The sequence below is a fragment of the Streptomyces sp. KR80 genome, assembly GCF_052245555.1.
Classification (GTDB): domain Bacteria; phylum Actinomycetota; class Actinomycetes; order Streptomycetales; family Streptomycetaceae; genus Streptomyces.
On sequence record NZ_JBQQCD010000007.1, the window covers coordinates 289,626 to 315,864 of the forward strand.

27 protein-coding genes are annotated in these 26,239 nt (G+C 71.1%); 10 read left to right on the forward strand and 17 right to left on the reverse strand.

What is annotated here, in order from left to right:
• Nucleotides 1-240: 240 nt before the first annotated feature.
• A complete protein-coding gene (locus ACTWQI_RS13810; RefSeq protein ID WP_443270292.1) occupies nt 241-1,005 on the reverse strand; it encodes an alpha/beta hydrolase family protein in 765 nt (254 codons plus the stop codon).
• Between the two features lie 103 nt (nt 1,006-1,108).
• Between ACTWQI_RS13810 and ACTWQI_RS13815 the strand changes: the two genes are divergently transcribed.
• Complete coding sequence (locus ACTWQI_RS13815) at nt 1,109-2,269, forward strand: adenosine deaminase (protein WP_443270294.1); 1,161 nt, start codon at nt 1,109-1,111, stop codon at nt 2,267-2,269.
• 187 nt (nt 2,270-2,456) lie between these two features.
• Complete coding sequence (locus tag ACTWQI_RS13820) at nt 2,457-2,801, forward strand: ATP-binding protein (protein WP_443270295.1); 345 nt, start codon at nt 2,457-2,459, stop codon at nt 2,799-2,801.
• 173 nt (nt 2,802-2,974) lie between these two features.
• Here the strand turns inward: ACTWQI_RS13820 and ACTWQI_RS13825 are convergent, their stop codons facing one another.
• The 5 genes from ACTWQI_RS13825 to afsQ1 form a co-directional block, all read right to left on the reverse strand.
• A complete protein-coding gene (locus ACTWQI_RS13825) occupies nt 2,975-3,226 on the reverse strand; it encodes a PspC domain-containing protein (protein WP_443270297.1) in 252 nt (83 codons plus the stop codon).
• A gap of 45 nt (nt 3,227-3,271) precedes the next feature.
• Nucleotides 3,272-3,856, reverse strand: a complete 585-nt coding sequence (locus ACTWQI_RS13830) for a VanZ family protein (protein ID WP_443270298.1) — start codon at nt 3,854-3,856, stop codon at nt 3,272-3,274.
• A 110-nt stretch (nt 3,857-3,966) separates the two neighbouring features.
• A complete protein-coding gene (locus ACTWQI_RS13835) occupies nt 3,967-4,575 on the reverse strand; it encodes a hypothetical protein (RefSeq protein WP_443270300.1) in 609 nt (202 codons plus the stop codon).
• Entirely contained in the window at nt 4,572-6,164 is a 1,593-nt protein-coding gene (locus ACTWQI_RS13840) for an ATP-binding protein (protein ID WP_443270301.1), read from the reverse strand. The genes ACTWQI_RS13835 and ACTWQI_RS13840 overlap by 4 nt, the downstream gene beginning before the upstream one ends.
• Before the next feature lie 145 nt (nt 6,165-6,309).
• Nucleotides 6,310-6,987, reverse strand: coding sequence for a two-component system response regulator AfsQ1 (afsQ1, locus tag ACTWQI_RS13845; protein WP_443270302.1), 678 nt, complete (start codon nt 6,985-6,987; stop codon nt 6,310-6,312).
• A 348-nt stretch (nt 6,988-7,335) separates the two neighbouring features.
• Between afsQ1 and ACTWQI_RS13850 the strand changes: the two genes are divergently transcribed.
• Nucleotides 7,336-8,151, forward strand: a complete 816-nt coding sequence (locus ACTWQI_RS13850) for a SigE family RNA polymerase sigma factor (protein WP_443270303.1) — start codon at nt 7,336-7,338, stop codon at nt 8,149-8,151.
• A gap of 198 nt (nt 8,152-8,349) precedes the next feature.
• On the opposite strand, the gene ACTWQI_RS13855 is transcribed toward ACTWQI_RS13850, so the two are convergent.
• On the reverse strand, nt 8,350-9,000 hold the full coding sequence (locus ACTWQI_RS13855; protein WP_443270305.1) for a uridine kinase family protein: 651 nt from the start codon (nt 8,998-9,000) through the stop codon (nt 8,350-8,352).
• Between the two features lie 128 nt (nt 9,001-9,128).
• On the opposite strand from ACTWQI_RS13855, the gene ACTWQI_RS13860 reads away from it, so the two are divergent.
• Nucleotides 9,129-9,596 (forward strand): hypothetical protein, encoded by a 468-nt coding sequence (locus ACTWQI_RS13860; protein WP_443270306.1) that lies wholly within the window; start codon nt 9,129-9,131, stop codon nt 9,594-9,596.
• Nucleotides 9,597-9,675: 79 nt separating this feature from the next.
• Here ACTWQI_RS13860 and ACTWQI_RS13865 read toward each other — a convergent pair whose 3' ends face one another.
• From ACTWQI_RS13865 to deoC, 3 genes are read right to left on the reverse strand one after another with little or no spacing between them, the layout of a single operon-like run.
• The gene (locus ACTWQI_RS13865; RefSeq protein ID WP_443270307.1) at nt 9,676-10,566 is read right to left on the reverse strand and encodes an aldehyde dehydrogenase family protein; all 891 of its coding nucleotides are present in this window, start codon (nt 10,564-10,566) and stop codon (nt 9,676-9,678) included.
• Nucleotides 10,563-12,023 carry an aldehyde dehydrogenase family protein gene (locus tag ACTWQI_RS13870; RefSeq protein WP_443270308.1) on the reverse strand — a complete coding sequence of 487 codons (1,461 nt, stop codon included), beginning with the start codon at nt 12,021-12,023 and terminating at the stop codon, nt 10,563-10,565. Before ACTWQI_RS13870 ends, ACTWQI_RS13865 begins: the two co-directional genes overlap by 4 nt.
• Nucleotides 12,024-12,029: 6 nt before the next feature.
• A complete protein-coding gene (deoC, locus tag ACTWQI_RS13875) occupies nt 12,030-13,034 on the reverse strand; it encodes a deoxyribose-phosphate aldolase (protein WP_443270346.1) in 1,005 nt (334 codons plus the stop codon).
• 134 nt (nt 13,035-13,168) lie between these two features.
• On the opposite strand from deoC, the gene ACTWQI_RS13880 reads away from it, so the two are divergent.
• The 3 genes from ACTWQI_RS13880 (at nt 13,169) to ACTWQI_RS13890 (ending at nt 15,479) form a co-directional block, all read left to right on the forward strand.
• Nucleotides 13,169-13,813, forward strand: coding sequence for a PH domain-containing protein (locus tag ACTWQI_RS13880; protein ID WP_443270309.1), 645 nt, complete (start codon nt 13,169-13,171; stop codon nt 13,811-13,813).
• 192 nt (nt 13,814-14,005) lie between these two features.
• Nucleotides 14,006-14,698 (forward strand): helix-turn-helix domain-containing protein, encoded by a 693-nt coding sequence (locus ACTWQI_RS13885; RefSeq protein ID WP_443270348.1) that lies wholly within the window; start codon nt 14,006-14,008, stop codon nt 14,696-14,698.
• Nucleotides 14,699-14,762: 64 nt separating this feature from the next.
• Nucleotides 14,763-15,479 (forward strand): hypothetical protein, encoded by a 717-nt coding sequence (locus ACTWQI_RS13890; protein WP_443270311.1) that lies wholly within the window; start codon nt 14,763-14,765, stop codon nt 15,477-15,479.
• Between the two features lie 146 nt (nt 15,480-15,625).
• Here ACTWQI_RS13890 and ACTWQI_RS13895 read toward each other — a convergent pair whose 3' ends face one another.
• From ACTWQI_RS13895 to ACTWQI_RS13905, 3 genes are all read right to left on the reverse strand, one after another.
• The gene (locus tag ACTWQI_RS13895) at nt 15,626-17,365 is read right to left on the reverse strand and encodes a phospho-sugar mutase (RefSeq protein ID WP_443270313.1); all 1,740 of its coding nucleotides are present in this window, start codon (nt 17,363-17,365) and stop codon (nt 15,626-15,628) included.
• A 214-nt stretch (nt 17,366-17,579) separates the two neighbouring features.
• A complete protein-coding gene (locus ACTWQI_RS13900) occupies nt 17,580-18,395 on the reverse strand; it encodes a purine-nucleoside phosphorylase (protein WP_443270314.1) in 816 nt (271 codons plus the stop codon).
• A gap of 347 nt (nt 18,396-18,742) precedes the next feature.
• Nucleotides 18,743-19,180: a gamma-glutamylcyclotransferase gene (locus ACTWQI_RS13905; RefSeq protein ID WP_443270315.1), complete on the reverse strand. Its 438-nt coding sequence runs from the start codon at nt 19,178-19,180 to the stop codon at nt 18,743-18,745.
• Between the two features lie 84 nt (nt 19,181-19,264).
• Here ACTWQI_RS13905 and ACTWQI_RS13910 point away from each other — a divergent pair, with 84 nt between their 5' ends.
• A complete protein-coding gene (locus ACTWQI_RS13910) occupies nt 19,265-20,713 on the forward strand; it encodes an NAD(P)H-quinone dehydrogenase (RefSeq protein ID WP_443270316.1) in 1,449 nt (482 codons plus the stop codon).
• A 98-nt stretch (nt 20,714-20,811) separates the two neighbouring features.
• On the forward strand, nt 20,812-21,807 hold the full coding sequence (locus ACTWQI_RS13915; RefSeq protein ID WP_443270318.1) for a DeoR/GlpR family DNA-binding transcription regulator: 996 nt from the start codon (nt 20,812-20,814) through the stop codon (nt 21,805-21,807).
• Nucleotides 21,808-21,887: 80 nt separating this feature from the next.
• Here ACTWQI_RS13915 and ACTWQI_RS13920 read toward each other — a convergent pair whose 3' ends face one another.
• Together ACTWQI_RS13920 and ACTWQI_RS13925 are read right to left on the reverse strand one after the other, a co-directional pair.
• Nucleotides 21,888-22,487: a TetR/AcrR family transcriptional regulator gene (locus ACTWQI_RS13920; RefSeq protein ID WP_443270320.1), complete on the reverse strand. Its 600-nt coding sequence runs from the start codon at nt 22,485-22,487 to the stop codon at nt 21,888-21,890.
• A gap of 162 nt (nt 22,488-22,649) precedes the next feature.
• Nucleotides 22,650-24,413 carry an acetyl/propionyl/methylcrotonyl-CoA carboxylase subunit alpha gene (locus ACTWQI_RS13925; RefSeq protein WP_443270322.1) on the reverse strand — a complete coding sequence of 588 codons (1,764 nt, stop codon included), beginning with the start codon at nt 24,411-24,413 and terminating at the stop codon, nt 22,650-22,652.
• Between the two features lie 373 nt (nt 24,414-24,786).
• On the opposite strand from ACTWQI_RS13925, the gene ACTWQI_RS13930 reads away from it, so the two are divergent.
• Nucleotides 24,787-25,254: a hypothetical protein gene (locus tag ACTWQI_RS13930; RefSeq protein ID WP_443270323.1), complete on the forward strand. Its 468-nt coding sequence runs from the start codon at nt 24,787-24,789 to the stop codon at nt 25,252-25,254.
• Between the two features lie 59 nt (nt 25,255-25,313).
• Here the strand turns inward: ACTWQI_RS13930 and ACTWQI_RS13935 are convergent, their stop codons facing one another.
• Nucleotides 25,314-25,967 (reverse strand): Maf family protein, encoded by a 654-nt coding sequence (locus ACTWQI_RS13935; protein WP_443270325.1) that lies wholly within the window; start codon nt 25,965-25,967, stop codon nt 25,314-25,316.
• Between the two features lie 73 nt (nt 25,968-26,040).
• Nucleotides 26,041-26,163: a morphogenic membrane protein MmpB gene (gene mmpB, locus ACTWQI_RS13940; protein WP_443270327.1), complete on the reverse strand. Its 123-nt coding sequence runs from the start codon at nt 26,161-26,163 to the stop codon at nt 26,041-26,043.
• Nucleotides 26,164-26,239 lie beyond the last annotated feature (76 nt).

The following is a 26,239-nucleotide window of genomic DNA, read 5'->3' on the forward strand; positions in this document are numbered from 1 at the left end:
CGCGTGGCTGCGGTTCGGGGCTCCGGTCGAGCCGTCGAAGCATGCTCCGCCTCGTCCGGCCCCAGTGCGACCTCCGACGGGCACCTGCGCGCTGTCGGCCAACTCTGGGCGGCTCGAGGCAGACGCGGACGCATCCTCCTCCGCCCGCGGAGGACTCCGCCCTGCGGGGCGGGCCGACGGGGAATGCGGATGGGGAGGAGTCCCCGGTCGCTCCGGTATGCGGCGGAGCCGCCACGCCGGTCAGTGCCGCAGGGCCGCGCCGAAGCCGGCCGCCAGTGGCATGCGCAGCCCCAGCGGCGGCGGCGCCGCGAGCGCGTCGGCCACCGGGCGGGAGAACCCGCGGCCGAAGAGGGAGCCGAGCACGAAGTCCGTGGCGAGCGCGAGGACTTCGGCGCGGTGTCCGGCGAGCCCGTGGCCGTCCGTGTGGACCTCGAAGCGGCAGACGTCCCGGTTGACCTTCTTGGCCCGCTCCGCCAACCGGTACGACAGCTCCGGCTCGGTCCGTGCGTCGTTCGTACCGTGGACGAGCAGCACGGTGCGGCCGGAGAGCTGTTTCACCGGGTCGGGTTTGTCTCGCGCGGTCCATTCCGGCAACCACGGGGCAAGCGCCAGCACGGAGTTGACGGCCGGGTGGCCGGCGGCGTGCAGTGCCGCGCGGGCGCCCATGTCCGTGCCCGCCAGGCAGACGGGGACGTCGCCGTAGCGCCGTACGGCCTCGTCGGCCGCCCAACGCGCGTCCTCGACCGGGTGCGCCGAGGCACCGTTCCAACCGCGGTACCGGTAGTGCACGACGTGCGCGATCAGCCCCTCACCGCGCCCTTCCCGGGCCAGCCGCCGCGCCAGCGGGCGGGCCGTCGCCGTGGTGATCGGCGACTGACGGCGCGTGCTCACGGGCTCGCCGCCCGGCAGCAGCAGCACCACACCCTGGACCGTCTCCCTGGCACCGGTCGCGCCAACCGGTCGCCCCAGCCGGGCACCTCGCACCGGCACCGCATCCTGAGCCATGCCAGAAACGATGGCAGAAGCACCGGTGTACTCCACCATGCGTGCGGGTCACCTTTGGGTATCTTTCGCGACGCTCTACGCGCGTAGGAGTTAGAGTGCGGAGATGACGAGCGAGACCCCCAACACCCCCAGCCCGGATCAGATCCGCCGGGCCCCCAAGGTGCTTCTGCACGACCACCTCGACGGCGGGCTGCGCCCCGGCACGATCGCCGAGCTGGCCCGCGAGACGGGATACGACCGCCTGCCGGAGACCGACCCCGACAAGCTCGGCACCTGGTTCCGCGAGGCCGCCGACTCCGGCTCGCTGGAGCGCTATCTCGAGACCTTCGACCACACCTGCGCCGTCATGCAGACCCGTGAGGCGCTGGTGCGCGTGGCGGCCGAGTGCGCCGAGGACCTGGCGGCCGACGGTGTCGTCTACGCCGAGGTGCGCTACGCCCCGGAGCAGCACCTCGAGGCGGGGCTCAGCCTCGAAGAGGTGGTGGAGGCCGTGAACGAGGGCTTCCGCGAAGGCGAGCGCGTCGCCCGGGAGAACGGCCACCGCATCCGCGTCGGCGCTCTGCTGACCGCGATGCGGCACGCCGCCCGCGCCTTGGAGATCGCCGAACTCGCCAACGCCTACCGCGACTCGGGCGTCGTCGGCTTCGACATCGCGGGTGCCGAGGCGGGCTACCCGCCCACCCGTCACCTCGACGCCTTCGAGTACCTGAAGCGGGAGAACAACCACTTCACGATCCACGCCGGCGAGGCCTTCGGCCTGCCCTCCATCTGGCAGGCCCTGCAGTGGTGCGGCGCCGACCGGCTCGGCCACGGTGTGCGCATCATCGACGACATCGAGGTCTCCGACGACGGCTCCATCAAGCTCGGCCGCCTCGCCGGTTACGTCCGGGACAAGCGCATCCCGCTGGAGCTCTGCCCGACGTCCAATCTCCAGACGGGCGCCGCCGACTCGTACGCCGAGCACCCGATCGGGCTGCTGCGCCGGCTCCACTTCCGGGCCACCGTCAACACCGACAACCGGCTGATGAGTGGAACCAGCATGAGCGTCGAGTTCGAACACCTGGTGAAAACCTTCGGGTACACGCTCGATGATATGCAGTGGTTCACAGTCAATGCGATGAAATCAGCGTTCATTCCTTTCGACGAACGTTTGGCAATGATCAACGACGTGATCAAGCCCGGATATGCCGAGCTGAAATCGGAGTGGCTGTTCCGGCAAGTGCCCACCGGACCGGCTGTGACCAGGGATTCTTCCGTCACGTAGCGCTGAACTTCGGGCACGGAGAAGCGGCCGGGATCTCGTGACCCGGCCGCTTCGGCTGTTTGCGGCGAACACCCTTCAATGGCTACGTTTCGGATTCCTGCGGTATCGGCCCGTGCATTTCCGTGTGCCCGTCATGCCGGTGTCGCGGTGTCGCTGAACTCTTCCCCCATCACGAGGACGTAATTCGATGAAGCAGGGAACCGCCAAGACTCTCGGTGTCGCCGCACTCGGCGCCGCCTTCGCCGCAGTCGCAGCCGGTCCGGCCTCCGCGGCCCCCGGAGACGTGCTGCAGTACGTGCCGACGGAGAAGGTCACCAAGCTCCTGCCGCCCGGTGCGTCCCAGACCGTCGCCGACGGACAGAACACCGTCAGCCGGACCGCCGCCAACGCGATGCCCATCGCCCAGCAGTTGCTGCGCGTCACCCCGGCCACGCCGAACCTCCAGGCCGCCCAGGGAACCCAGGGCGTGAAGGGTCTGCTCGGCGGCCTGCCGCTGGGGAACATCCGCGGTGGCTCAGTGGGTCTCGGCTGAACGGCCCGCGACCCTCGCCGCCCGGCGGGGCGTACGCCCCGACAGCGGGATGCGAGCCCGGAATGTGGGATGCGCCCTGCCCGAGTCGACGATCACCTCGTGGCTGTGCCCCCGTCCGTACGACCGTACGGACGGGGGCACAGCCGTGTCTCCCCTGGTTGTCCCCCGCTCGGTCACCAGGTCTCGCGCGGGGTCTTCTCTCCCCCAGCATTAGCTGGGGGAGTGCCCCCAGGCAGCAGCACCCACAGGGCCAGGTACAGCAGGAACTGCGGACCGGGAAGCAGGCACGAAACCAGGAAGATCACGCGCATCGTGGTCGCGGAAGTGCCGAAGCGCTGGGCGAGCGCCGCGCACACGCCGCCGATCATCCGTCCCTCACGGGGGCGGACAAGGCCCGGGCGGACCGGGCGGGCAAGGGCTGTCATGAGGGCTCCTTCGCGAACCGTGGACATCGAAGCGATGCTTCAAATCTAGGTTCGCGACACCGGCAGAGCGTCGGACTGCGGGGCGATCCCGACCCTGGGGATCGTCGGGGTCGGACCCTGAGATCCCTCCTCCCGAGGGAGCGGCACGATCCGCCCGCCATGGCCCTGGGGGGCGTTCCGGCGCAGCCAGGCCCTGAGCGGCGGAACCAGCGACAGATGGGTGACCCCGACCCCGGCCGTGTTGAGCAGCACCGCGTCCACGTCGAGCGTCCGCCCGGGCACGTCGGTCTGCATCAACTCGATGGCGAGCGACACCATGGCGCCGGTGAAGGCGGTGTGCGCGAGGGAACCCAGCAAGGACCCCGCGACGCGGCCGGTGACCACTGGGAGCAGCACCCCGAGCGGAGCGAGCAGCAGCAGCTGGGGAGCCAGGCTGTGGGCCGCCTCCCAGAGGCCCTGTGCGAGTTCCGTACGGATCGTGGCCAGCGGCCGGAGATTCTCCGGTGCCACCCAGGGCACGGACAGTGGACGCAGCGCGACCCAGGCGACGAGCAGCAGATGCGCGACGAGAAGCACGAGTCCCGTCACGCGGAGGTAGATGGGGATGCCGCCGGGGCCATGACGCTGCACGCACAAGAGGACGCGGTCGCCTCGGCCCCGGTTCCGACGGCGGCTGCCTACTTCCCGCTGTCGCCCCATGGTTACTGATGAGTTACCAGTAGGGCCGGGCCGTCCGGCGCTCAGTCCACGGGGACGCCGAGGGCCGGTGGTGCATCCGGCCGGGAGCGCAGGCTCTCCGTGCACCGGTAGCGCTCGGGAGCGTCGTCCGCAGGCCCCCCGAGTACGACGGCGTGGTCCTCGCCCGTCGCGGGCGCCTCCGCGAACGTACAGACCAGTTGGGCGAGTGCGTAGGCCGGGAGCTCGTCCGGGGACCTGCTCAGCCGCAGTGTCTGCTCCGGGTCCCCCTCGCGCGGTCCGTCCACCGCCAGGGAGTCCGGGACCTCGCTGGAGAATCCGGCCTCCTTCTCGGGGACGGTCGGCTCCTTCTGCAACTCCTGCAGCAGGGCGCGCGCGGCCTGCCCCGGGTCCCGGGCGATCACATCCGCCGGCACCCGCACCGTACGGTCCACCGACAGAATCTGCGTGCTGCAGATCAGATGGACCTGGACACCCGTGGCGTCCCCCGAGCCATCCGCCGACGCGCGGTCCCCGGACACCTCGCAGGAGGCGCGCGAGGGTGCGGGCCCGGCGTCCACGGGCACGGATGTGCCGCGGATGCCGCAGCCTCCGGAACCGAGCGCGGTCAACGCGACCACCACCGCAGCGGCGGCGGGCAGCCCCCGCCTCATCGTCCCCCTCCGTCGCTGTCGCCGCTCTCGCCCGGCGCCGTCCCGGGCTCTTCCACCGCGCCGAAGGGGCGTGCGGAGGGAGCGTCCATGGGCAGCCGAAGGGTGAACACGGCACCGCCCTCCGCCGAGTTGCTCGCGGTGATGTCACCGCCGTGGATGTGGGCGTTCTCCAACGCGATGGACAGGCCCAGGCCGCTGCCCTCGGACCTCGGCCGGGAGGCGCTCGCCTTGTAGAAGCGGTCGAAGACGTGCGGCAGCACGTCCTCGGGGATGCCGGGGCCGTGATCCCTGATCTCGACGATCAGCTCGGCTTCGGGCGTGCCCTCGGCGACCGTCCGGACCGCCACGCGCACCGGGGAGCCCCCGTGCTTCAGCGCGTTCCCGATCAGATTCGCCAGGATCACATCGAGCCGTCGCGGGTCCAGCCGCGCCACGATCCCGCGCTTGGCGTCCAGCTCGACCGCGTCCAGCCAGGCCCGGGCGTCGATGCATGCCGTCACCTGGTCGGCGACGTCCACGTCGTCCAGCACCAGGCGGGCCGTGCCCGCGTCGAACCGGGTGACCTCCATCAGGTTCTCCACCAGGTCGCCCAGCCGCCGGGTCTCCGTCACCACCAGATGGACCGCCGGGGCGATCATCGGGTCGAGGTTGTCGGCCTCGTCCTCCAGCACCTCGGTCACGGCCGTGATCGCCGTCAGCGGGGTGCGCAGCTCGTGGGACATGTCCGCGACGAAGCGCCGGCTCGCGGCCTCCCGCGCGCTCAGCTCCTCGACCCGCTTCTCCAGGGACTCCGCGGTGCTGTTGAACGTCCGCGACAGATCGGCGAGCTCGTCAGCGCCCGACACCCGCAGCCGGGTGTCGAGCTTGCCCTCCCCGAGCCGCTTCGCCGCCTCCGCGAGCCGCTGCACCGGGCGGAGCACCGTCGACGCCGCCGCCTGGGCGAGCAGGGCCGAGCCGACCAGGGCGAGTGCGGTGGCGATGCCCAGCGACCAGGCCAGCGAGTTCAGATCGTCGCGCTCGGATGCCAGGGACTTGAGCATGTAGCCGGTCGGGCCGTCGCCGATCACCTTCGCGCCACCGACCAGGAAGGGGTCGCCGTCCACGGTGATCCGCTGCCAGTACAGGTGGTACGGCATTCCGTCGCCCCCGGTGCCCGCGTCATCGGGGCGCCTCTCGTTCACCGCCGTCTGCAGCGTCTCCGGGACCACGTTCAGGGCGAAGACCGTGGAGTCCGAGGGCGCGGCGCAATAGCTGCCGTCCTGCTCCTTGTCGATCAGCACGACCTCGTAGTGCTGAGTGGTGCCGGCCATCCGGCCCGCGGCGTCCTTGAGCAGATCGCAGGGCGGGCGCTTCGGCAGCGAGCCGGCGTTGTCCTCCAGCGACTTGCGGAAGTCGTTCAGAGCGGCGTTCTGCGTACGGGTCAGCACGGCGTCCCGGTTCAGCCAGTACGCGATGCCGGACGCCGACACGGCCGCGGTCAGCGCGACGAGCCCGAAGACGACCACCAGTCGCAGCCGCAGGCTGGTCAGCCGCAACAGGCTCGCCGCCCAGCCGCGCACCCGGCCGGGAGGCGCCGGCTGCACCGTCACTCCGCCGTCTCTTTCCCTATGCCGCGCGGGCACCCCCGGGGAGGGCCGGCGCTCACGGCGCTTTTCTGTTTCGCTTCTCCGCCCGAGCGGCGCAGAGGTGCAGCTCTCGTCGCTGTCTGCAGCCCGGCGGCCGCTCGTGCGTCGCTCACGACGGAGTGTCCAGCCGGTAGCCGACGCCGCGGACCGTACGGATCAGCGTCGGGGACGACGGCACATCCTCGACCTTCGCCCGCAGTCGCTGCACGCACGCGTCGACCAGCCGCGAGTCGCCGAGGTAGTCGTGCTCCCACACCAGCCTCAGCAGTTGCTGGCGTGACAGCGCCTGACCCGGTCGGCGGCTCAGCTCCAGCAGCAGCCGCAGCTCGGTCGGCGTCAGCTGGAGGTCCTCGCCGTTCTTGGTGACGGTCATCGCCGAGCGATCGATGACCAGGCTGCCGAACGTCGCCGAGTCGTTGGACTCCCGCTCCCCGCGGCGCAGCACCGCGCGGATACGGGCGTCGAGCACCCGCGGCTGGATGGGCTTGACCACGTAATCGTCCGCGCCGGACTCCAGCCCGACCACGACGTCGATGTCGTCACTCCGCGCGGTCAGCAGGATGATCGGCAGCTGGTCGGTACGCCTGATCCGGCGGCACACCTCGAACCCGTCGATACCGGGCAGCATCACGTCCAGCACGATCAGGTCGGGCCGCTGCTCGCGCAGCAGCTTCAGGCCGTCCTCGCCTGTGGCCGCGGCCACCACGCGGTGGCCCTGGCGAGACAGGGAGAGTTCGAGGGCCGTACGGATGGCGTCATCGTCCTCGATCAGCAACAGGAATGGCACGCTGGTCATTCTGGCCCAACTCTCTCGGTCCGGGCCAACCCCCGAACCCTCGAGGGCCATCGCTCCTATCGGGGCAGAAGTGGGCATACATCGCATATCGCCGTCATCGCGTTCGGCTGCCTCGGGGAGGCGGCGCCGGACGCCGCGACCGACGACCGCAGTGCCCCGGACGGGGCGAGACCGGGGCGAGACCCCCCTCGTTACCGGGCAGTTGACGATCCCCTGTGACAGGTCTGTGACAGTCGGCGGACAGCGCGATGAAACTGGCGCGGCAGTCTTTTGGCACCGGGAAAGCCGACCACCCGGGACGACGACAAACCAGCTGACTCCACCGGCGGGGGGCGCGAGATGAGCACACTGCAGAGCACCGCTAACAGCGCAGTTGTCACGCGTCTGCACGGCGTCGGGCGGAGCGCGGAGAAGTCCGGTTCCGCGGACAGCGTGCTGGGGGGAAGGGCTCCCGGACGGGGCCCGGGGGACAAGCGAGTGGGCAGCTGCGTCCGCGGAACCGGGCGCACGAAGCTCCCTTTCATGGTGGCGATCGACTCGATCGTGGTACGTGACGGGGGGCGCGGGAGCAACGGGGGAGCGTCGTCCAGGGAGGGAACGGGGAAGCGGACCAGCGTGCCGGAGATCGTGGACGCGGAAGCGGCGTTCACCGCCTATGTGCAGGAGCGCCGCGCCTCCCTGTACGCGACCGCCTACCACCTGACCGGCGACCGCCACGAGGCCGAGGACCTGCTGCAGAGCGCCCTGTTCTCGACCTACCGCGCGTGGGACCGGATCAGCGACAAGGGCGCCGTCGGCGGCTATCTGCGGCGCACCATGACGAACCTGCACATCAGTGCCTGGCGTCGGCGCAAGCTCAACGAGTACCCGACCGAGGAACTGCCGGAGACGGTCGGCGACCAGGACGCGATGCGCGGCACCGAGCTGCGCGCCGTGCTCTGGCAGGCCCTGGCCCGGCTTCCCGAACTGCAGCGCACCATGCTCGTCCTGCGCTACTACGAGGGTCGTACGGACCCGGAGATCGCGGACATCCTGAACATCAGCGTCGGCACGGTGAAGAGCAGCATCTGGCGCTCGCTGCGCCGACTGCGGGACGACGAGGTCCTGAGCTTCGGACGGAGCGAGGAGGAGTCCTTCGGCGAACTGGTCGCCTGAGGGCGGGGGGTACGGGGGAAAAGGGGCGCCTGCCCATCGGGGGAGGGGCAGGTGACGGGGGAACGGGGGACCGCCCCACCGGGGGTAGGGCGGTGGGGAGGAAGCGTGACCGAGTGGCCCGGGGGGGCTGCTCGGTCACGCCTTTGCGCCTAAACCGGCGCCGCTCTCGCGGGCCTGGTTACTCGCCGTCGGGGTTCCTCAATTGGTGGTTGCTGTGCTCGCGGGCTGAATCGCCATGGGTGCCTGCTCGGCGGCCGCGGTGACGATACGGGCGTACGCTTCCTGCTTGCCGCATGGGTGGGCGCCGAGCGCCGTTTGGCGTGCGACGATTCCGCGCTCCGCGCGCATCAGCCGCCAGCCCCGCCGCACCAGCACGCGTACCGACTTCCGGCCTTCGTGCAGATCCCGCAGCAGCCGTCGGCGGAAGGTGACGGCCGGCCGGCCGCGCAGACACAGTGCGTCCTCCAGCAGGTCCAGCTCCCGGCACCGGTCGACGATGTCCGCGGCGAAGACGCCCTCCGCGATGAACAGCGGCGCGTGACCGATGTCGAGCGCCTCCTCGCCGATCCGCGCGCTGCTGGCGATGGAGTACACCGGCACGGTCGTACGCCCCGTACGGCACAGCGCTTCGATCGCCTCCACCGCCGCGTCGGCGTGCCACGACTGCGGCGAGTCCCAGTCCGTACCCGAGCCGTCGGGGAGGAGGGGCAGCGTCGGATCCCCTGCCTCCTTGTAGAAGTCGTCGAGCTGGAGCACGGGCAGCCCGGTGCGGGCGGCGAGGGACGACTTGCCGGAGCCCGAAGGGCCCGTCAGCAGCACGACGCGAGCGTGACGAGGGTGGGAGTTCACGGAACACCATTCTCGCGCACCAGTGCGGGCTTGCGACCCGCAGGGGCCAACATCAATCCCCTCGAGGCCAGTTTGCGCTACTCTGCGTTGTCGTTCAGTTACCCAAACGACATCATGGCAGGTGGCTCATGGCCTCTGACACTCCATCCAAGGCTCCCGAGGCCGGTCGGCTCCAGAGCACGCTGCTGTGCGCCGGACTCGTGGCGGCGGCCGGTACGGCTCTCGTCGCCGGCGCTGCGGCAACCGCGAGCGCGGCGCCCGCGCCGCCGGCGGAACCCCCGAAGCTGGCGACGCCCGTCGGCCAGCTCGACACCTCAGCGGTTTCCAACCCGGGCACCGCGCTGCTCACGGGGGTGCACTACGGCGTCGTACGCCCGGTCACCCGCCTCCCGCTCAACCCGCTGGCCAACACCGGTGTGAATCCGCTCAGCAACGGCGTCGGAACCCAGGTCGCCGACTTCAAGCCGATCGGCACCAATGCGATCACCGGACCCATTGCGCGCGGGGTGACGGTGGGCGGTCTGCCGATCGTGGGGCCGACCGTCCGCACGCTGCCGGGCGGCGATGCGCCGGTGCGGCGCACAGTGTCGAGGTGACACACCTGGCCCCGCCGACCCGGAAGGGCGGCGGGGCCACGGCATGTCAGCAGACGCGTCAGCAGGCCGCCGCGTGCGGTCAGAGTCCGATCGGGTGCCACACCGTCTTGGTCTCGAGGAAGGCCAGGAGCCGGTCGGTGCCGGGATCGGCCGCCCAGTCCTCATGGGTGGGGCGCAGCACGCGCTTGAGGTTCTCGGCCGCCGCCGTCTCGAGTTCCTTCGCCAAGCCGGCGTCGGCGCCCGCGAGGTCGATCGCGTTGACGTCCTGGTGGGCGGCGAGCGGCGCCGCGATCTCCGCGGTCCGGCCCGACAGGACGTTGACCACGCCGACCGGCAGATCGGAGGTCGCCAGCACCTCGCCCAGGGACAGCGCGGGGAGCGGAGCCCGCTCGCTCGCCGCCACTACGACCGTGTTGCCGGAGACGATCACCGGGGCGATCACGGACACCAGGCCCAGGAAGGACGACTCCTGTGGCGCCAGGACGGCCACGACACCGGTCGGCTCGGGGGTGGAGAGGTTGAAGAACGGACCCGCGACCGGGTTGGCGGAGCCCGCGATCTGGGCGATCTTGTCCGACCAGCCCGCGTACCAGACCCAGCGGTCGATGGCCGCGTCCACCTGCGCCGTCGCCTTGGCCTTGCGCAGCCCCTCCGCGTCCGCGACCTCGGCGACGAACTGATCGCGGCGGCCCTCCAGCATCTCGGCGATGCGGTAGAGGATCTGGCCGCGGTTGTAGGCGGTGGCGCCCGACCAGCCGCTGAAGGCCTTGCGGGCGGCGGCGACCGCGTCTCGCGCGTCTTTGCGGGAGGCGAGCGGCGCATTCGCCAGCCACGCGCCCTTGCCCGCCGCGCCAGCGGCTGATGTCGCTGTCGTCACCTCGTACACCCGTCCGCTCTCGGACCGGGGGAACCTGCCCCCGATGAACAGCTTGTAGGTCTTGAAGACGGACAGTCGCTCAACTGCTGTCATTTCTCGCTCGCCTTCGGCTTCGACGGGACGAGGTAGGCCTCCAGCCCGTGGCGGCCGCCCTCGCGGCCGAAGCCCGACTCCTTGTAACCGCCGAAGGGCGATGCCGGGTCGAACTGGTTGAACGTGTTGGCCCACACGACTCCGGCCCGGAGCTTGTCGGCCATCCACAGGATGCGCGAGCCCTTCTCCGTCCAGATGCCCGCGGACAGGCCGTACGGCGTGTTGTTCGCCTTCTCCACTGCCTCGGCCGGGGTGCGGAAGGTCAGCACCGACAGCACCGGGCCGAAGATCTCCTCGCGCGCGATGCGGTGCGCCTGAGTGACGCCGGTGAAGAGGGTCGGTGCGAACCAGTAGCCCGAGGACGGCAGCTCGCACGGCGGAGCCCAGCGATCGGCGCCCTCCGCCTCGCCCGCCTCGGCCAGCGCCGTGATACGACCGAGCTGCTCAGCGGAGTTGATCGCGCCGATGTCGGTGTTCTTGTCGAGCGGGTCGCCCACGCGCAGTGTGGCCATCCGGCGCTTGAGAGCGTCCAGCAGCTCCTCCTGGACGGATTCCTGGACGAGGAGGCGGGAGCCGGCGCAGCACACGTGGCCCTGGTTGAAGAAGATGCCGCCCACGATGCCCTCGACGGCCTGGTCGATCGGAGCGTCGTCGAAGACGATGTTGGCTGCCTTGCCGCCCAGTTCGAGGGTGACCTTCTTGTCCGTGCCCGCCACCGTACGCGCGATGGCCTTGCCGACCTCGGTGGAACCGGTGAAGGCGACCTTGTTCACATCGGGGTGGGCGACCAGCTCGGCGCCGGTGGAACCGTCACCGGTGATGATGTTGACGACGCCCTTGGGGAGGCCGGCCTGCCGGCAGATGTCCGCGAAGAACAGGGCGGAGAGCGGGGTGGTCTCGGCGGGCTTCAGGACCACCGTGTTGCCGGTGGCCAGAGCCGGGGCGATCTTCCACGCCAGCATCAGGAGCGGGAAGTTCCACGGGATGACCTGGCCGGCCACGCCGAGCGGCCGGGGGTCCTTCCCGTAACCGGCGTGGTCGAGTTTGTCGGCCCAGCCGGCGTAGTAGAAGAAGTGCGCCGCGACGAGGGGGAGGTCGGCGTCGCGGGACTCCCGGATCGGCTTGCCGTTGTCGAGGGACTCCAGCACGGCCAGCTCGCGCGAGCGCTCCTGGATGATGCGGGCGATCCGGAAGAGGTACTTGGCGCGCTCGGAGCCCGGGAGGGCGGACCAGGTCGAAAACGCCTTACGGGCGGCCTTCACCGCGCGGTCGACGTCCTCGGCGTTCGCGTGGGCGACCTCGGAGAGGACCTCCTCGGAGGACGGGGAGACCGTCTTGAAGACCTTGCCGTCGTGGCCCGAAGTGAATTCGCCGTCGATGAAGAGCCCGTAGGACGGTGCGATGTCGACGATGGCCCGGGACTCGGGTGCGGGAGCGTAATCGAAAACTGGGCTCATATCGGATCAGTCCACCGTCACGTAGTCGGGACCGGAGTAGCGCCCGGTGTTCAGCTTCTGGCGCTGCATCAGCAGATCGTTGAGGAGACTGGACGCGCCGAAGCGGAACCAGTCCGGCGTCAGCCAGTCGTCGCCCAGCGTCTCGTTCACCATCACCAGGTACTTGATGGCGTCCTTGGTGGTGCGGATGCCGCCCGCGGGCTTCACTCCCACTTGTACACCCACGGCGTCCCGGAAGTCGCGGACGGCCTCGAGCATCAGGAGGGTGACCGGCGGGGTGGCGTTGACCGCGACCTTGCCGGTGGAGGTCTTGATGAAGTCCGCGCCCGCGAGCATGGCCAGCCAGGAGGCCCGGCGCACGGTGTCGTACGTCTGGAGCTCGCCGGTCTCGAGGATCACCTTCAGGTGGGCGGCGCTGCGGTCCGCGCGGCGGCAGGCCTCCTTCACGGCCCTGATCTCCTCGAAGACCTCGAGGTAGCGGCCGGACAGGAACGCGCCCCGGTCGATCACCATGTCGATCTCGTCGGCACCGGCTGCGACCGCGTCACGGGCGTCGGCGAGTTTGACGGGCAGCGCGGCCCGGCCCGAGGGGAAGGCGGTCGCGACGGACGCGACATGGATGTCCGGGGCGCCGCCGTCGAGCAGCGCCTCCTTGGCGGTGGCCACCATGTCGGGGTAGACGCAGATCGCCGCAACCTTGGGGACGGTGCGGTCGGTGGGGTCCGGGGCCGCGCCCTTAGCGCAGAGCGCCCGGACCTTGCCCGGGGTGTCCGCGCCCTCCAGGGTCGTCAGGTCGATCATCGAGATCGCCAGGTCGATGGCGTATGCCTTCGCCGTGGTCTTGATCGAGCGGGTGCCGAGGGTCGCGGCGCGGGCCTGCAGGCCGACCGCGTCGACGCCCGGCAGACCGTGCAGGAAACGGCGCAGCGCGGCGTCGGATGCGGTGACGTCCGCCATCGACGCGAGGCGCTCCGCGGCTTCGGTGCCGTATGCGGGAACTGTGGTGGGCATGGTCACCAGCCGAGCATATCTACGCGCGTAGCCAGTGTCACCCCCGCCTCTGCCGGTCAACTCCGCCGCCGCGCCTGCGATCCGATGCCGGACCGCAATCCCCGGCATCCGAACGATCGGGCAGAATCGGCTCCATGACGAGCCCGGACGACTCCACCGCCCCCGACGCCGCCCCCACGTATGCCGACCGTGCCTACCGCTCGCCCGCCGCGCTCGCCGGCGGTGTGCTGCTGCTCGGGCTCGCCGCCTGGCTCGGCGGCGACGCGATCATCCGCGGCGAGGGGCGTACGCCGTGGCTCGCGTTGGCCGGGCTGCTGTTCGTCGTGCCGCTGGTCGTCGCGTACACCCTCCGGCCCGTCGTCTACGCGGGCGAACACCGGCTCCGCGTGCGCAATCCGTTCCGCACGATCACGCTCCCCTGGGGATCGGTCGAGGACGTCCGCGCGAGGTACTCCAGCGAGGTCGTCGCGGGCGGCCGCACCTACCAGCTGTGGTCGATCCCGGTCTCCCTCCGCGCCCGCAAGCGCGCCGCCCGCCAGGCCGCACGCGCCGCGTCCCCGGCCCCGCACGGCCGGACGCCCGCCCCGGCTGCCGCCTCCGACACGTCCGGCCACCGCGCGCCCTCCGACCAGGCCGTCCACGAACTGCGCGAGCTCGTGGAGCGTCACGCCTCGGACGAGACGGCGCAGGGCGCGCCGACGGTGCGCTGGGCGTACGAGATCATCGCGCCGAGCGCGGTCGGCGGGGTGCTGCTCGCGATTCTCCTCGCCATCGTGTGACGCGTGGCGCTGGCCGCCGACGCACCTGACACGCTGTTGAAGCGCAGTTCGCCCAGGTTGACGTGGTGATTGCGGCAGCCAGCCGCCTTCGTAGTCGATTGACTCATCCGTTGCCAAGTGACAATATAAGCGTCAACCGGTTGCCTGATCTATTGTCGATTGGCAAGGGAAGAGTCAAGAGGCGGTGTGGTGATGGAGCTCTCGGTTTCTGAAGTGGCCGAGCGGCTCGGAGTCTCGCGTCAGCGGGTGCTCGCGCTGATTCACTCCGGGAAACTCCCTGCCCGGCTCATTGGCGGACGCTGGGTGGTTGAGTCGGCGGACGCGGACGAACTGAGGGGCGGCCGGCGGACTGGCCGGCCGATGGCCGGCCGGATCGCCTGGGGGCTTCTCGACCTCCTCGATGGCGGGCGTGCCCCCTGGCTCACGGCTACCGAACGGTCCAGGCTGCGTGCGCGTCTGCGTGCACGGCCGCCGGTCGCCCAGGTCGCTCATTGGGTGCGCCGTCGCAATGAGGTGCTGTGGCTGCGCGGCCATCCGGCTGCGCTGCCCAGGCTGCTCGCCTTCGACGGGGCGGTGCCCGCAGGCGCTTCCGCGCCTGGGCAGGACATCGTGGACCCGAGCCGGGTGGAGGTCTACCTGCACAGGGATGACGCGGCCCGCGCGATGCGGAAGCTAGCGCTGCGCCCCGTGGCTCGACAGGATGCGAACGCCGTGGTGAAGGTGCCACAGGGCGTGTGGCCGTTCTATGAAAGCCCCGGTCGGGCGGTCGTCGCACTTGATCTATGGGAGGCGGGAGACGAACGCTCGCGCCGTACTGCTCGCAAGCTCTATTCGAGTCTGCTGGAACAGGTTTTCCCGTTCAGGAACGAGGGACTGCGTGACTGAAGGCATGGCGCGATTGGAGATCGCGCCGATCCGACTGCCGCCACTCGCAGGTGCGACAGACGACTTGTGGCAGCTCCTGTTGGACCTCGCCGGTGCGGTCGATGCCCCGTGGACGCTGGTTGGCGGCCAGATGGTGATGTTGCACGGTCTCCAGCGTGGCCGTCCGTCGCCGCGCGTCTCCACGGACATCGACACGGTCGTCGATGTCCGGGCCGATCCCCGCGGGATACGCCGGATGGTGCGAGCTCTCACGCATCTCGGTCTGGTTCCCGCGGGGGACCCGGGACCGAACGGCCTGATGCACCGCTACGTGAAGCCGGGGACTAACGTCGCCGTCGATTTCGATACACGTGGCGCATCGGTGGACGTGCTCGTGCCCGAAGGGCTGGGCCCCGCCGCGGATGTGAGCACGAGCCGTCAGGGTCGCGCCTTTCCGGCCCCTGGTGCGTCGCAGGCATTGTCACGCAGTGAGTTGGTGCCGGTTTCGTACGACGGCAGACAGGCGGACGTGCCCCGCCCGAACTTGCTCGGGGCCATTGTGGGTAAGGCTGTTGGCGCCATGGTCGACAACAAGGAGCCGGAGCGGCACGTGCGGGATCTGGCCTTCCTCTGCAGTCTCGTAGAGGACCCATTCGCACTCGCGGAAGCCCTGACGCCGAAGGACCGCAAGCGGCTGCTCCAGGCGGCGAAGAAACTGAGTGGAGCATCCCCGTACTGGCGTGAGCTCAAAGGAAACGGCGACGACGGCCGGGCGGCCTGGGAGCTTCTCACCGCAACATGAGTACGACGCCAGCTGCGCCCGGCAGCGGGCGCGCTCGGCCTGGCAGCCGCCGGGCCTTAGCTGAGGGCTGAAATCTGAGGTGCACGGCCGAGGCGGGTGGCCGGAGGTGCGCTGTGCCGCTGCCGGGGCGCTCGGCGGAGTGGGCGTCAGATTTCGGAGATTCCGGCTGCGGACGACAGGTCCGTTGTGAGCGCGGCCAGGACGGTGGCCGCGGTCGTGCGGGCCTTCTCCAAGGCGTCCTGGGCCGCGACTGGAACTACCACCTCCAGGTAGCACTTCAGCTTCGGTTCCGTGCCGCTCGGGCGGACGACGACGCGCGCCGTCTGCACGCCCCGCTCGTCGTCCCCGGCCAGGTGGTAGCGGAGTCCGTCCGTCGGCGGGAGCCGGTCGGAGCCGTGGGTGAGGTCCTCCGCCGAGGTGACGGTCAGCCCGGCGAGCGCGGTCGGCGGCTGCTCGCGCAGCCGCTGCATCGCCGCGGCGATCAGCGACAGATCCGCCACCCGTACGGACAGTTGGTCGGTGGCGTGCAGGCCGTACTCGACCGCGAGGTCGTCGATCAGATCGGAGAGGGTGCGGCCCTTCTGCTTGAGCTCGGCCGTCAGTTCGGCGACGAGCAGTGCGGCGGTGATCCCGTCCTTGTCGCGGACGCCGGACGGATCGACGCAGTATCCGAGTGCCTCCTCGTAGCCGTAGCGCAGGCCGTCGACCCGGGCGAGCCACTTGAAGCCGGTGAGTGTCTCGTCGTAACCGACCTCCGGCCCCGCCGCGTCCGCGATCCGGGCCAGCAGGGAGGACGAGACGATTGTCGTCGCGAAGGTCCCGCGGGCCCGCTTGTGGACGAGGTGCGTGGCCAGCAGCGCGCCGACCTCGTCGCCGCGGAGCATCCGCCAGCTTCCCTCCGCGGTGGCGTCCGGTACGGCGATGGCGCAGCGGTCGGCGTCGGGGTCGTTGGCGATGACGATGTCCGGCCGCGCGGACCGGGCGGCGGCGAAGGCGAGGTCCATCGCCCCCGGCTCCTCAGGGTTGGGGAAGGCCACTGTGGGGAACGCCGGGTCCGGGTCCGCCTGCTCGGCGACGACCGTGGGCGGGGGGAAGCCGGCGCGGTCGAAGGCCGCGGTGAGGGTGTCCTTGCCGACACCGTGGAGGGGTGTGTAGACGACCCGTACGTCCCGGGCGGAACCGGGCGTCAGGACGGCGTCCGTACGGGCCAGGTAGGCCTCCACGACCTCGTCCCCGAGGACCTCCCAGCCCTCGGCCGGGCGGGGTACGTCCGCGAGAGCGCCGACGGCCGCGATCTCCGCGGCGATCTCGCCGTCGGCGGGCGGCACGATCTGAGAGCCGTCACCGAGGTAGACCTTGTAGCCGTTGTCGCGCGGCGGGTTGTGGCTCGCGGTGACGGTGACGCCCGCGACCGCACCGAGATGCCGGACGGCGAAGGCGAGCACGGGGGTGGGCAGCGGGCGGGGGAGCAGCGTGGCCCGCAGTCCCGCGCCGACCATCACGGCGGCGGTGTCGCGCGCGAAGTCGGCGCTCTTGTAGCGGGCGTCATAGCCGATGACGACCAGGCCGGCTCCGTCGTCTCCGGTGGCGGCCCCGTGCTTGCGGAGGTAGGCGGCCAGACCGGCGGCGGCGCGGATGACGACCGCGCGGTTCATTCGCATGGGGCCCGCACCGAGTTCCCCGCGCAGTCCGGCCGTGCCGAACTGGAGGGTGCCGGCGAAGCGCTCGGCGATCTCGGCGAGCTGCGCGCTCTCGACGCCGTTCTCGACATCCGCCGGATCCAGCTCGTCGAGCAGCCTGCCCAGCTCGTCACGGGTCTCCGGGTCCGGATCCTCCGCCAGCCAGGCGCGGGCCTGGCGGATCAGCTCCGCTGTGTCGGTTGCCACGGTGATGCTCCTGTCCGGTACGGGACGCTCGCCGTGGGGACCTCCCCCCCGGCGAAGCCAGGGGGCCCGTGGCGAACGGGTGCAGTGCGGGTTCGAGTGAGGACGCGGGTGCGGGATCCCTACCCGGCGGCGGCCCGGGTCTGTCACCGGGCATCGGATCTGTCCGGACCTCCCTCTGGGGGCACTCCCTCAAGGGGAGTGCCCCAGCCGCTGCTCAGATCCGGCCCAGGACCTGGGCGAGCAGGCTGCCCATCCGGGTCGCGGAGTCGCGGCCCGCCTGGAGCACCTCTTCGTGGTTGAGCGGCTCGCCCGTCATGCCGGCGGCGAGATTGGTCACCAGGGAGATGCCCAGCACCTCGGCACCGGCTTCGCGGGCGGCGATGGCCTCGAGCACCGTAGACATCCCCACGAGGTCGGCGCCCATGGTGCGGATCATGTTGATCTCGGCGGGCGTCTCGTAGTGGGGGCCGGGGAACTGCACGTACACACCCTCTTCGAGGGTCGGGTCGATCTCCTTGCACAGAGCGCGGAGGCGCGGCGAGTAGAGGTCGGTGAGATCGACGAAGTTGGCGCCCACGATGGGGGAGGCGGCGGTGAGATTGATGTGATCGCTGATCAGGACCGGCTGACCGGGGCGCATGCCGGGCCGGAGGCCGCCGCAGCCATTGGTCAGGACGACGGTCTTGCAGCCGGCGGCGACGGCCGTGCGAACGCCGTGCGCGACGGCGGCGACGTCGCGGCCCTCGTAGAAGTGCGTGCGACCGAGGAAGACCAGCGCGCGCTTGTTCCCGATCGTGTACGAGCGGACCTTGCCGGCGTGGCCCTCGACGGCGGGCGGCGGGAAGCCGGGGAGCTCGGTGACCTGGAACTCGTGGTCCGGCGCCCCGAGCGCCTCGGCGGCGGGGACCCAGCCGGAGCCCATGACGAGCACGACGTCGTGGCTCTCGGCACCGGTGAGCTCGCGCAGGCGGGCGGCGGCGGCGTCGGCGTCGGGAGCGCCGGGGTTGTCCGGGGTATCAGAAGCGTTCACGCGCATGAGGGTAACCCGTATTCGCCTACGCGCGTAGACGCCTCCGCTGAGGGGTCAGATGTTTCGGACGTTCCGACGTCTCGGGGGCGTGGGGGCGTAGCTCTGCACGAACGGGTCCGATCACCGGGCCGCTCCGCGGCAGGTCTCCGGCTGAAGGCCGGTGGGGACACCGCCCTGGGGGCGAACCCAGCGGTAGCTGGGGGAGGTAGGCCCCTGGCCTGCGGCATGGGGAGCCCCAGGGGGAGTACCCCCAGGGGGAGGGTGGCTCGTCGGGCGGGGCGCGTGGTGGCTGCGCCATCGGTCCGGGCCCGGGGGCCGGCGCGGGGGCGGCCGCTGCGGCGAGCGGGTCAGCACGGGCGCTTGCGGATCTCCATCACGTAGTCGTGCGGCGCGCCCGCCGATTCCGCCGCGTCGGCGATCTCGCCCAGATAGCGCGCCGACGGCAGCCCGCCCTCGTAGCCGTTCAGGACGTAGACCCACGCCGCCTCGTCGCCCTCCAGGGTGTACACGCGGACCCGCATGCGGCGGTAGATGTCGAGCCCCACGCCCTCCCAGCGGTCCATGGACTCCTCGTCCATCGGAGCGATGTCGTAGAGCGCGACGAAGACCTGAGCGCTGGGCGCCTCGACGATTGTGGCCAGGGCTCCCTCCCAGCCCATCTGCTCCCCGCCGAAGGTGAGCCGCCAGCCGTTGAGCCAGCCCGTCCCACGCAGCGGCGAGTGCGGAGCGCGGCGGGACATCAGCCGCGCGTCGAGGTTGCCGGCGTACGCGGCGTAGAGCGACATGATTCGAGAGTACGTGAGCGTCGTCCGGCTTTCCCGCGGGCGCCGGGGGCCCCGGCGGGAGCGCGCCCGGGCGGGTGCGGGACAATGGAGTACGTGACTCGGATCGTGATCATCGGTGGCGGACCCGGCGGCTATGAGGCGGCGCTGGTGGCCGCCCAGCTCGGCGGGGAGGTGACCGTCGTCGACTGCGACGGTCTGGGCGGGGCGTCGGTGCTCACCGACTGCGTGCCGTCGAAGACGCTGATCGCCACCGCCGAGGTGATGACCAACTTCGACTCCTCGCACGAGGAGCTCGGGATCATCGTCGCCGACGACACCCCGCACATCGACCAGCCCGCGCGCATCGTCGGCGTCGACCTGGGCAAGGTCAACCGGCGGGTGAAGCGGCTGGCACTGGCCCAGTCGCACGACATCGCGGCCTCTGTCACCCGGGCGGGCAGCCGGGTGATGCGGGGGCGTGGGCACCTGGAGCCCGCACAGGCCCCGGACGGGTCGCGGAGGGTGGTCGTACGGGCGGCCGACGGATCCGAGGAGACGCTGGTCGCCGACGCCGTGCTGATCGCGACCGGCGCGCACCCGCGGGAGATCCCGGACGCGCTGCCCGACGGCGAGCGCATTCTGAACTGGACCCAGGTGTACGACCTGGAGGAGCTGCCCGAAGAGCTGATCGTGGTCGGCTCGGGTGTGACCGGTGCCGAGTTCGCCGGGGCCTATCAGGCGCTGGGTTCGAAGGTGACCCTGGTCTCGAGCCGTGACCGGGTGCTGCCGGGTGAGGACCCCGACGCCGCGGCCGTGCTGGAGGACGTCTTCCGGCGGCGCGGCATGAACGTCATGGCGCGCTCGCGGGCGCAGTCCGCGAAGAGAGTCGGCGATCGGGTGGAGGTGACCCTCGCGGACGGGCGGGTGATCACCGGGACGCACTGCCTGATGGCGGTCGGGTCCATCCCGAACACGGCGGACATGGGCCTGGAGGAGGCCGGGATCCGGCTGAAGGAGTCCGGGCACATCTGGACCGACCGGGTGTCGCGGACGAGCGTGCCCGGCGTGTACGCGGCGGGTGATGTCACGGGCGTCCTCGCACTGGCGTCGGTGGCGGCGATGCAGGGCCGGATCGCGATGTACCACTTCCTGGGCGACGCGGTGGCGCCGCTCAACCTGAAGACCGTCTCGGCGAATGTCTTCACCGACCCCGAGATCGCGACCGTGGGCTACTCGCAGGCAGACCTGGACAACGGACTGATCGACGCCCGGGTCGTCAAGCTGCCGCTGCTGCGCAACCCGCGCGCGAAGATGCAGGGCATCCGGGACGGGTTCGTGAAGATCTTCTGCCGGCCGGGCACGGGCATCGTGGTCGGCGGTGTCGTCGTCTCGCCGCGGGCGAGCGAGCTGATCCATCCGATCTCGATCGCGGTCGACAACAATCTGACGGTGGAGCAGATCGCCAACGCCTTCACCGTGTACCCGTCGCTGTCGGGTTCGATCGCGGAGACGGCGCGGCAGCTGCACACCCGGAAGACCCAGCGCGAAGTCTGAGTCCGCCTATACCACTTCCGGTGTGCCGCCGCGAACAACTTCTGTTATTCGGCGCAAACTGCTGAAAGCAGACGGTCGTTGGGGTTACTGTCAGTTTCGTGTTCGCTGCAGAACGTCGCCAATTGATCCTCGAAATGGTGCGGGCCAACGGAGCCGTTTCGCTCCGTGAGCTCGCCCGCGTCGTCCAGACCTCCGAAGTGACCGTACGGCGGGACGTGCGCGCGCTGGAGGCAGAAGGACTGCTCGACCGCCGGCACGGCGGTGCGGTGCTGCCGGGCGGATTCACCAGGGAGTCCGGCTTCCCGCAGAAATCCTTGTCCGCGACCGCGGAGAAGACGGCCATCGCCGACCTTGCGGCCGGTCTCGTCGAGGAGGGCGAGGCCATCGTCGTCGGGGCGGGTACGACCACGCAGGAGCTGGCCCGCCGGCTCGCGCGGGTCCCGGGGCTCACCGTGGTCACCAACTCCCTGCTGGTCGCACAGGCGCTGGCCCATGCCAACCGGGTCGAGGTGGTGATGACCGGCGGGACCCTGCGCGGCTCGAACTACGCCCTGGTGGGCAGCGGAGCCGAGCAGTCCCTCCAGGGGCTGCGGGTGTCCCGGGCCTTCCTCTCCGGCAGCGGCCTGACCGCGGAGCGCGGTCTGTCCACGTCCAACATGCTCTCGGCGAGCGTGGACCGGGCGCTCGTACAGGCCGCGGCCGAGGTCGTGGTCCTCGCGGACCACACGAAGCTCGGTACCGACACGATGTTCCAGACGGTGCCGACCGATGTGATCACGCGCCTGGTGACGGATGAGCCGCCGCTGCACGACGACCGGGCCGCCACCGAGCTGCAGGCGCTCGCCGATCAAGGCGTCCAGATCGCCGTCGCCGGACAAGGCGCCGCGACTCCCGGGCCGGGCCCTGGCGGGGGAAACGGTCCGGCGGGCCGTCGTCCGCGCCGTGTGCAGGGCGGAGAGGAGCTGCCGCTGCCGGGGCAGCGGCGCAGTCACCCGCCCGGGCCCGGCGGTTCGCAGCTCCGCAGCGCGGCCGCGCTCGGCGAGCAGCCGGCCGCGGTCGGCCGGATCGCCGACCTCTCGCCCCGCCGCAGGTAGCACCGGCCGGTCGATCGGGCCGGGTCGTACGGGCCCGGTGCGGTCGGTCGGCCGTCACGACAGGATCCCGGCCTCGGGAGTCAACCGGCCTCGGTCCGGGGACCTTTGAGGCCGGTGAGCGTGAGCTGCAGGAGCCGGTCCGCCAGACCGGGATCGTCCGGGTTCTCCTCGACGGCCAGGGCAATGGCGTTGGTCAGCTGCATCAGGTCGGCGATGCCGACATCGGTGCGTACTGAGCCGGCCTCCTGGGCCCGTACGAGCAGCGCGCGCCCCGCCTCGCGCATCGGCACACTGCACCGTCCGAGGGCGGAGCTGTCATCGTGCGAGGCGACCATCAGCGCCCGGGACAGCCCGCGATAGGTGCTTGCGTGGGCGATGAGGGCCCGGAGCCACTCCACCAGCGCCCGACACGGCTGCTCGGCGTCCATCAGCTCGTGCGACCGGGCCAGCAGAGCGTCGACCTCACTCTGGAAGACGGCGCCCATCAGGGCATACCGGTTGGGGAAGTGACGGTAGAGCGTCCCGATGCCCACGCCGGCGCGCTTGGCGACGTCCTCCAGCGAGGCCTCCGTGCCGTGCTCGGTGAAGGCCTGCCGGGCCTCGGTCAGCAGCCGCTCGTGGTTGCGCCGCGCGTCGGCGCGCATGGGCCTCGTCGACGGGCGCGCCGTCTGGGTCCCCATCGCCGTCCTCCCTCTCCGGGCGTGGGTCCAGCATGCCACCGCCTCAGCGGCGATCCTCGTCTGACCCAGGCGCGGCCCCGACCCACCCACAGCGGGGCGGGCATGCGACGGGCCCCGGCATCCGATGCCGGGGCCCGTGCGTACGGTATGGGCGGGGCCGCGTCAGTCCTTGATCTCGCAGATGACGGCGCCAGAGGTGATGCTGGCGCCGACCTCGGCTGTGAGGCCCTTGATGGTGCCCGAGCGGTGGGCGTTCAGCGGCTGTTCCATCTTCATGGCCTCCAGGACGACCACCAGGTCGCCCTCGTTGACCTGCTGTCCGTCCTCGACGGCCACCTTGACGATGGTGCCCTGCATCGGGGAGGCCAGCGCGTCGCCGGACGCCGCCGAGCCGGCCTTCTTGCTCGCCTTCCGCTTCGGCTTCTTCGCACCCGCGGCCGGAGCCGCCGAGACACCCAGGGAGGAGGGGAGGGAGACCTCCAGGCGCTTGCCGCCCACCTCGACGACGACGGTCTCCCGGGTCTCGGTCTCGGCCTCCTCCACGCCCGGAGCCGCGAACGGCTTGATCTCATTGACGAACTCGGTCTCGATCCACCGGGTGTGGACGGTGAAGTGCGCGTCCGAGCCGTCCAGCTCGGGAGCGAACGCCCGGTCCTCGACCACCGCGCGGTGGAAGGGGATGGCGGTGGCCATGCCCTCGACCTTGAACTCCGCCAGGGCGCGGGCGGCCCGCTGGAGGGCCTGCTTGCGGGTGGCGCCGGTGACGATCAGTTTGGCCAGGAGGGAGTCCCAGGCCGGGCCGATGACCGAACCGGTCTCCACGCCCGCGTCCAGGCGCACGCCCGGGCCGCTCGGCGGGCTGAAGAGGGTGACGGTGCCGGGAGCCGGGAGGAAGTTGCGGCCCGGGTCCTCGCCGTTGATACGGAACTCGATGGAGTGGCCGCGGATCTCCGGGTCGTCGTAGCCGAGCTCTTCGCCGTCGGCGATCCGGAACATCTCGCGGACCAGGTCGATGCCGGTGACTTCCTCGGTGACCGGGTGCTCGACCTGGAGGCGGGTGTTGACCTCGAGGAAGGAGATGGTGCCGTCTGCGCCCACAAGGAACTCCACCGTGCCCGCGCCGACGTAGCCGGCCTCTTTGAGGATGGACTTCGACGCGCGGTACAGCTCGGCGTTCTGGATGGGGCTCAGGAACGGGGCCGGGGCCTCCTCGACCAGTTTCTGGTGGCGGCGCTGGAGGGAGCAGTCGCGGGTGGAGACCACGACCACGTTGCCGTGCTGGTCGGCCAGGCACTGGGTCTCCACGTGCCGGGGCTTGTCGAGGTAGCGCTCGACGAAGCACTCGCCGCGGCCGAAGGCGGCCACGGCCTCGCGGACCGCGGAGTCGTAGAGCTCGGGCACCTCTTCAAGCGTGCGGGCGACCTTCAGGCCGCGGCCGCCGCCGCCGAAGGCGGCCTTGATCGCGATGGGCAGGCCGTGCGCCTGCGCGAAGGCGACGACCTCCTCGGCCCCGGATACCGGGTCGGGGGTGCCGGCGACCAGCGGGGCGCCGGCGCGCTGGGCGATGTGCCGGGCGGCGACCTTGTCGCCCAGGTCACGGATGGCCTGCGGCGGCGGGCCGATCCAGGTCAGCCCGGCGTCGATGACGGCCTGGGCGAAGTCGGCGTTCTCCGAGAGGAAGCCGTACCCGGGGTGGATCGCGTCTGCCCCCGAATCGGCCGCTGCCTGAAGGACTTTGGCCATGTCCAGGTAGCTGGCGGCCGGGGTGTCACCACCCAGTGCGTAGGCCTCATCCGCAGTGCGGACGTGCAGTGCGTCCCGGTCCGGATCGGCGTAGACGGCTACGCTCGCGATCCCGGCGTCCCGGCAGGCACGGGCGACGCGGACAGCGATCTCGCCACGGTTGGCGATCAGCACCTTGCGCACGATGGGTCCTTCCTTGGCGCTTCGCCGCAAACTGAATTGGACGACGTGAGTTTAGGGACTGCCGACACGCCCTGCCGAGTCGCCCCCTGGGGTGACCTTGCCCACACGGAGTGTCATCCGGTCACCGCACAAGGGCCGAAACTCCTTGTCGTCCAACGGTACGCCCGGATGCCCGGCGTCCTGCTCGAGCCTCGGTGTGGTCAACATCTCTGCGCCGACGACCTGCTGCGCACGCTGAACGTTTGTGGAATCCCTACGAACGGCGACTGGAAACTTTGCGAGCGGCCCCTCCCTCTTGTCCTGAAGGATTACCCGTTAGTAGCGTGCCCATGTCTTTCGGGGTTCGTGGTCACGAGGGAAGTGGGTGGGCGGGGTGGCGCGCAGACCGGTGGCCGTGGTGGCGGCGGTGCTGTTGTTCCTGGAGGCGGTCGGCATCGGGCTCATCCACATGATCCTCGGCATCGCCGTGGACCGGCAGGACATGTCGCTGGCCGGACTCGACCCGGCGGCGATGAGCGTCTCCACCTGGATCATGGGCGGCCTCTTCGGCCTCTACCTGGCGTTCTGCGGCGTCGTGCTGCTCCGGACCGCCCTCCGCGACCGCGCTCCCGGTCGCTTCGCCCGCATTCTGCTCATCAGTTGCGCGGTGGTGCACGGCGTGCTGGGCATGCTTACCGTCGGCCTGGTCGGGTGGGCCGCCTTCGTCTTCATGATGGTCGTGCTCGGCCTGATCGTGCTGACACTGCTCGCCTTCGACGGGCGCGGGAGTGATGGCGAGCCCGGTGGTGCACCGCCCGCCGATGCCCCGCCCCCGGCCGCCCCCGCCGCCGACCCGGCCTGAGGGGACTTCCGGTCCTGAAGCGGGCTCGGCGCCCTGAGAGGACCGGGGCTGAGGGACTGTCACACCCAGAGGTCGGTGATCCGTACGTCCAGGTCGGCGAGGAGCCGCCGCAGCAGCGGCAGCGACAGGCCGATGACATTGCCCGGGTCCCCGTCGACGCCCTCGATGAAGGGGGCGGAGCGCCCGTCGAGGGTGAACGCGCCCGCCACGCGCAGCGGTTCGCCGCTCGCGACGTACGCCGTGATCTCCTCGTCCGTCGGCTCCCCGAAGCGCACCGTGGTGGACGCGGTCGCCGATGCCCGTCGTCCGTTCCCGGTGTCGATCACGCAGTGGCCGGTCAGCAGCACACCCGACCGTCCCCGCATGGCCTTCCAGCGGGCCGTGGCGTCCTCGGCGTCCGCCGGCTTGCCCAGCGCCTGACCGTCCAGTTCCAGCACCGAGTCACAGCCCACGACCAGGGCATCCGGCCCGGCATCGCCACCTTCCCGCTGGTGGGCCAGGAGCGAGGCCACGGCCGTGGCCTTCGCCACCGCCAGCGCCTGCGCCAGCTGCGCCGGGGAGTCGGCGGCGAGCCCGTCCTCGTCCACCCCGCTGACGATCACCTCGGGCTCCAGGCCCGCCCGCCGAAGCAACTCGAGCCGGGCGGGGGAGGCGGAGGCGAGAACGAGCGCACGGCGGCGATCCGGTCCGGTGGAGGGGTGCTGATCGGTCATGCCCGCAAGCGTATAGAAACTGCCGGGCAGCCCTGGGGGTACCCCCGGCGGTAGCTGGGGGAGGTGCCAAGGCTCAGAAGAGCGCGAACACGAGAATGATCATTGCGATCGCCAGCACCTTGCCCGCACGGCGGAGCATCGCCTCGGCGTCGCGCGCCTCCTCGGATGGCTCGTCGGCGGGGTCGGACCAGAGCATGGTTCCGATACTCGGACGGATACCTCCGTGGGGGGGGGGGGGGGGGGGGGAGGGGGGGGGGGGAGGGGGGGGGGGG

What these genes read in the sequence shown, in the direction of transcription:
- ACTWQI_RS13920 (WP_443270320.1), bottom strand. Translation starts at nt 22,487, where the DNA reads ATGGGGACCCAGACGGCGCGCCCGTCGACGAGGCCCATGCGCGCCGAC.
- mmpB (WP_443270327.1), bottom strand. Translation starts at nt 26,163, where the DNA reads ATGCTCTGGTCCGACCCCGCCGACGAGCCATCCGAGGAGGCGCGCGAC.
- ACTWQI_RS13905 (WP_443270315.1), bottom strand. Translation starts at nt 19,180, where the DNA reads ATGTCGCTCTACGCCGCGTACGCCGGCAACCTCGACGCGCGGCTGATG.
- ACTWQI_RS13850 (WP_443270303.1), top strand. Translation starts at nt 7,336, where the DNA reads ATGAGCACACTGCAGAGCACCGCTAACAGCGCAGTTGTCACGCGTCTG.
- deoC (WP_443270346.1), bottom strand. Translation starts at nt 13,034, where the DNA reads ATGCCCACCACAGTTCCCGCATACGGCACCGAAGCCGCGGAGCGCCTC.
- ACTWQI_RS13825 (WP_443270297.1), bottom strand. Translation starts at nt 3,226, where the DNA reads ATGACAGCCCTTGCCCGCCCGGTCCGCCCGGGCCTTGTCCGCCCCCGT.
- ACTWQI_RS13810 (WP_443270292.1), bottom strand. Translation starts at nt 1,005, where the DNA reads ATGGCTCAGGATGCGGTGCCGGTGCGAGGTGCCCGGCTGGGGCGACCG.
- ACTWQI_RS13885 (WP_443270348.1), top strand. Translation starts at nt 14,006, where the DNA reads ATGGAGCTCTCGGTTTCTGAAGTGGCCGAGCGGCTCGGAGTCTCGCGT.
- ACTWQI_RS13815 (WP_443270294.1), top strand. Translation starts at nt 1,109, where the DNA reads ATGACGAGCGAGACCCCCAACACCCCCAGCCCGGATCAGATCCGCCGG.
- ACTWQI_RS13820 (WP_443270295.1), top strand. Translation starts at nt 2,457, where the DNA reads ATGAAGCAGGGAACCGCCAAGACTCTCGGTGTCGCCGCACTCGGCGCC.
- ACTWQI_RS13870 (WP_443270308.1), bottom strand. Translation starts at nt 12,023, where the DNA reads ATGAGCCCAGTTTTCGATTACGCTCCCGCACCCGAGTCCCGGGCCATC.
- ACTWQI_RS13935 (WP_443270325.1), bottom strand. Translation starts at nt 25,967, where the DNA reads ATGACCGATCAGCACCCCTCCACCGGACCGGATCGCCGCCGTGCGCTC.
- ACTWQI_RS13910 (WP_443270316.1), top strand. Translation starts at nt 19,265, where the DNA reads ATGGAGTACGTGACTCGGATCGTGATCATCGGTGGCGGACCCGGCGGC.
- ACTWQI_RS13880 (WP_443270309.1), top strand. Translation starts at nt 13,169, where the DNA reads ATGACGAGCCCGGACGACTCCACCGCCCCCGACGCCGCCCCCACGTAT.
- ACTWQI_RS13865 (WP_443270307.1), bottom strand. Translation starts at nt 10,566, where the DNA reads ATGACAGCAGTTGAGCGACTGTCCGTCTTCAAGACCTACAAGCTGTTC.
- ACTWQI_RS13835 (WP_443270300.1), bottom strand. Translation starts at nt 4,575, where the DNA reads ATGAGGCGGGGGCTGCCCGCCGCCGCTGCGGTGGTGGTCGCGTTGACC.
- ACTWQI_RS13860 (WP_443270306.1), top strand. Translation starts at nt 9,129, where the DNA reads ATGGCCTCTGACACTCCATCCAAGGCTCCCGAGGCCGGTCGGCTCCAG.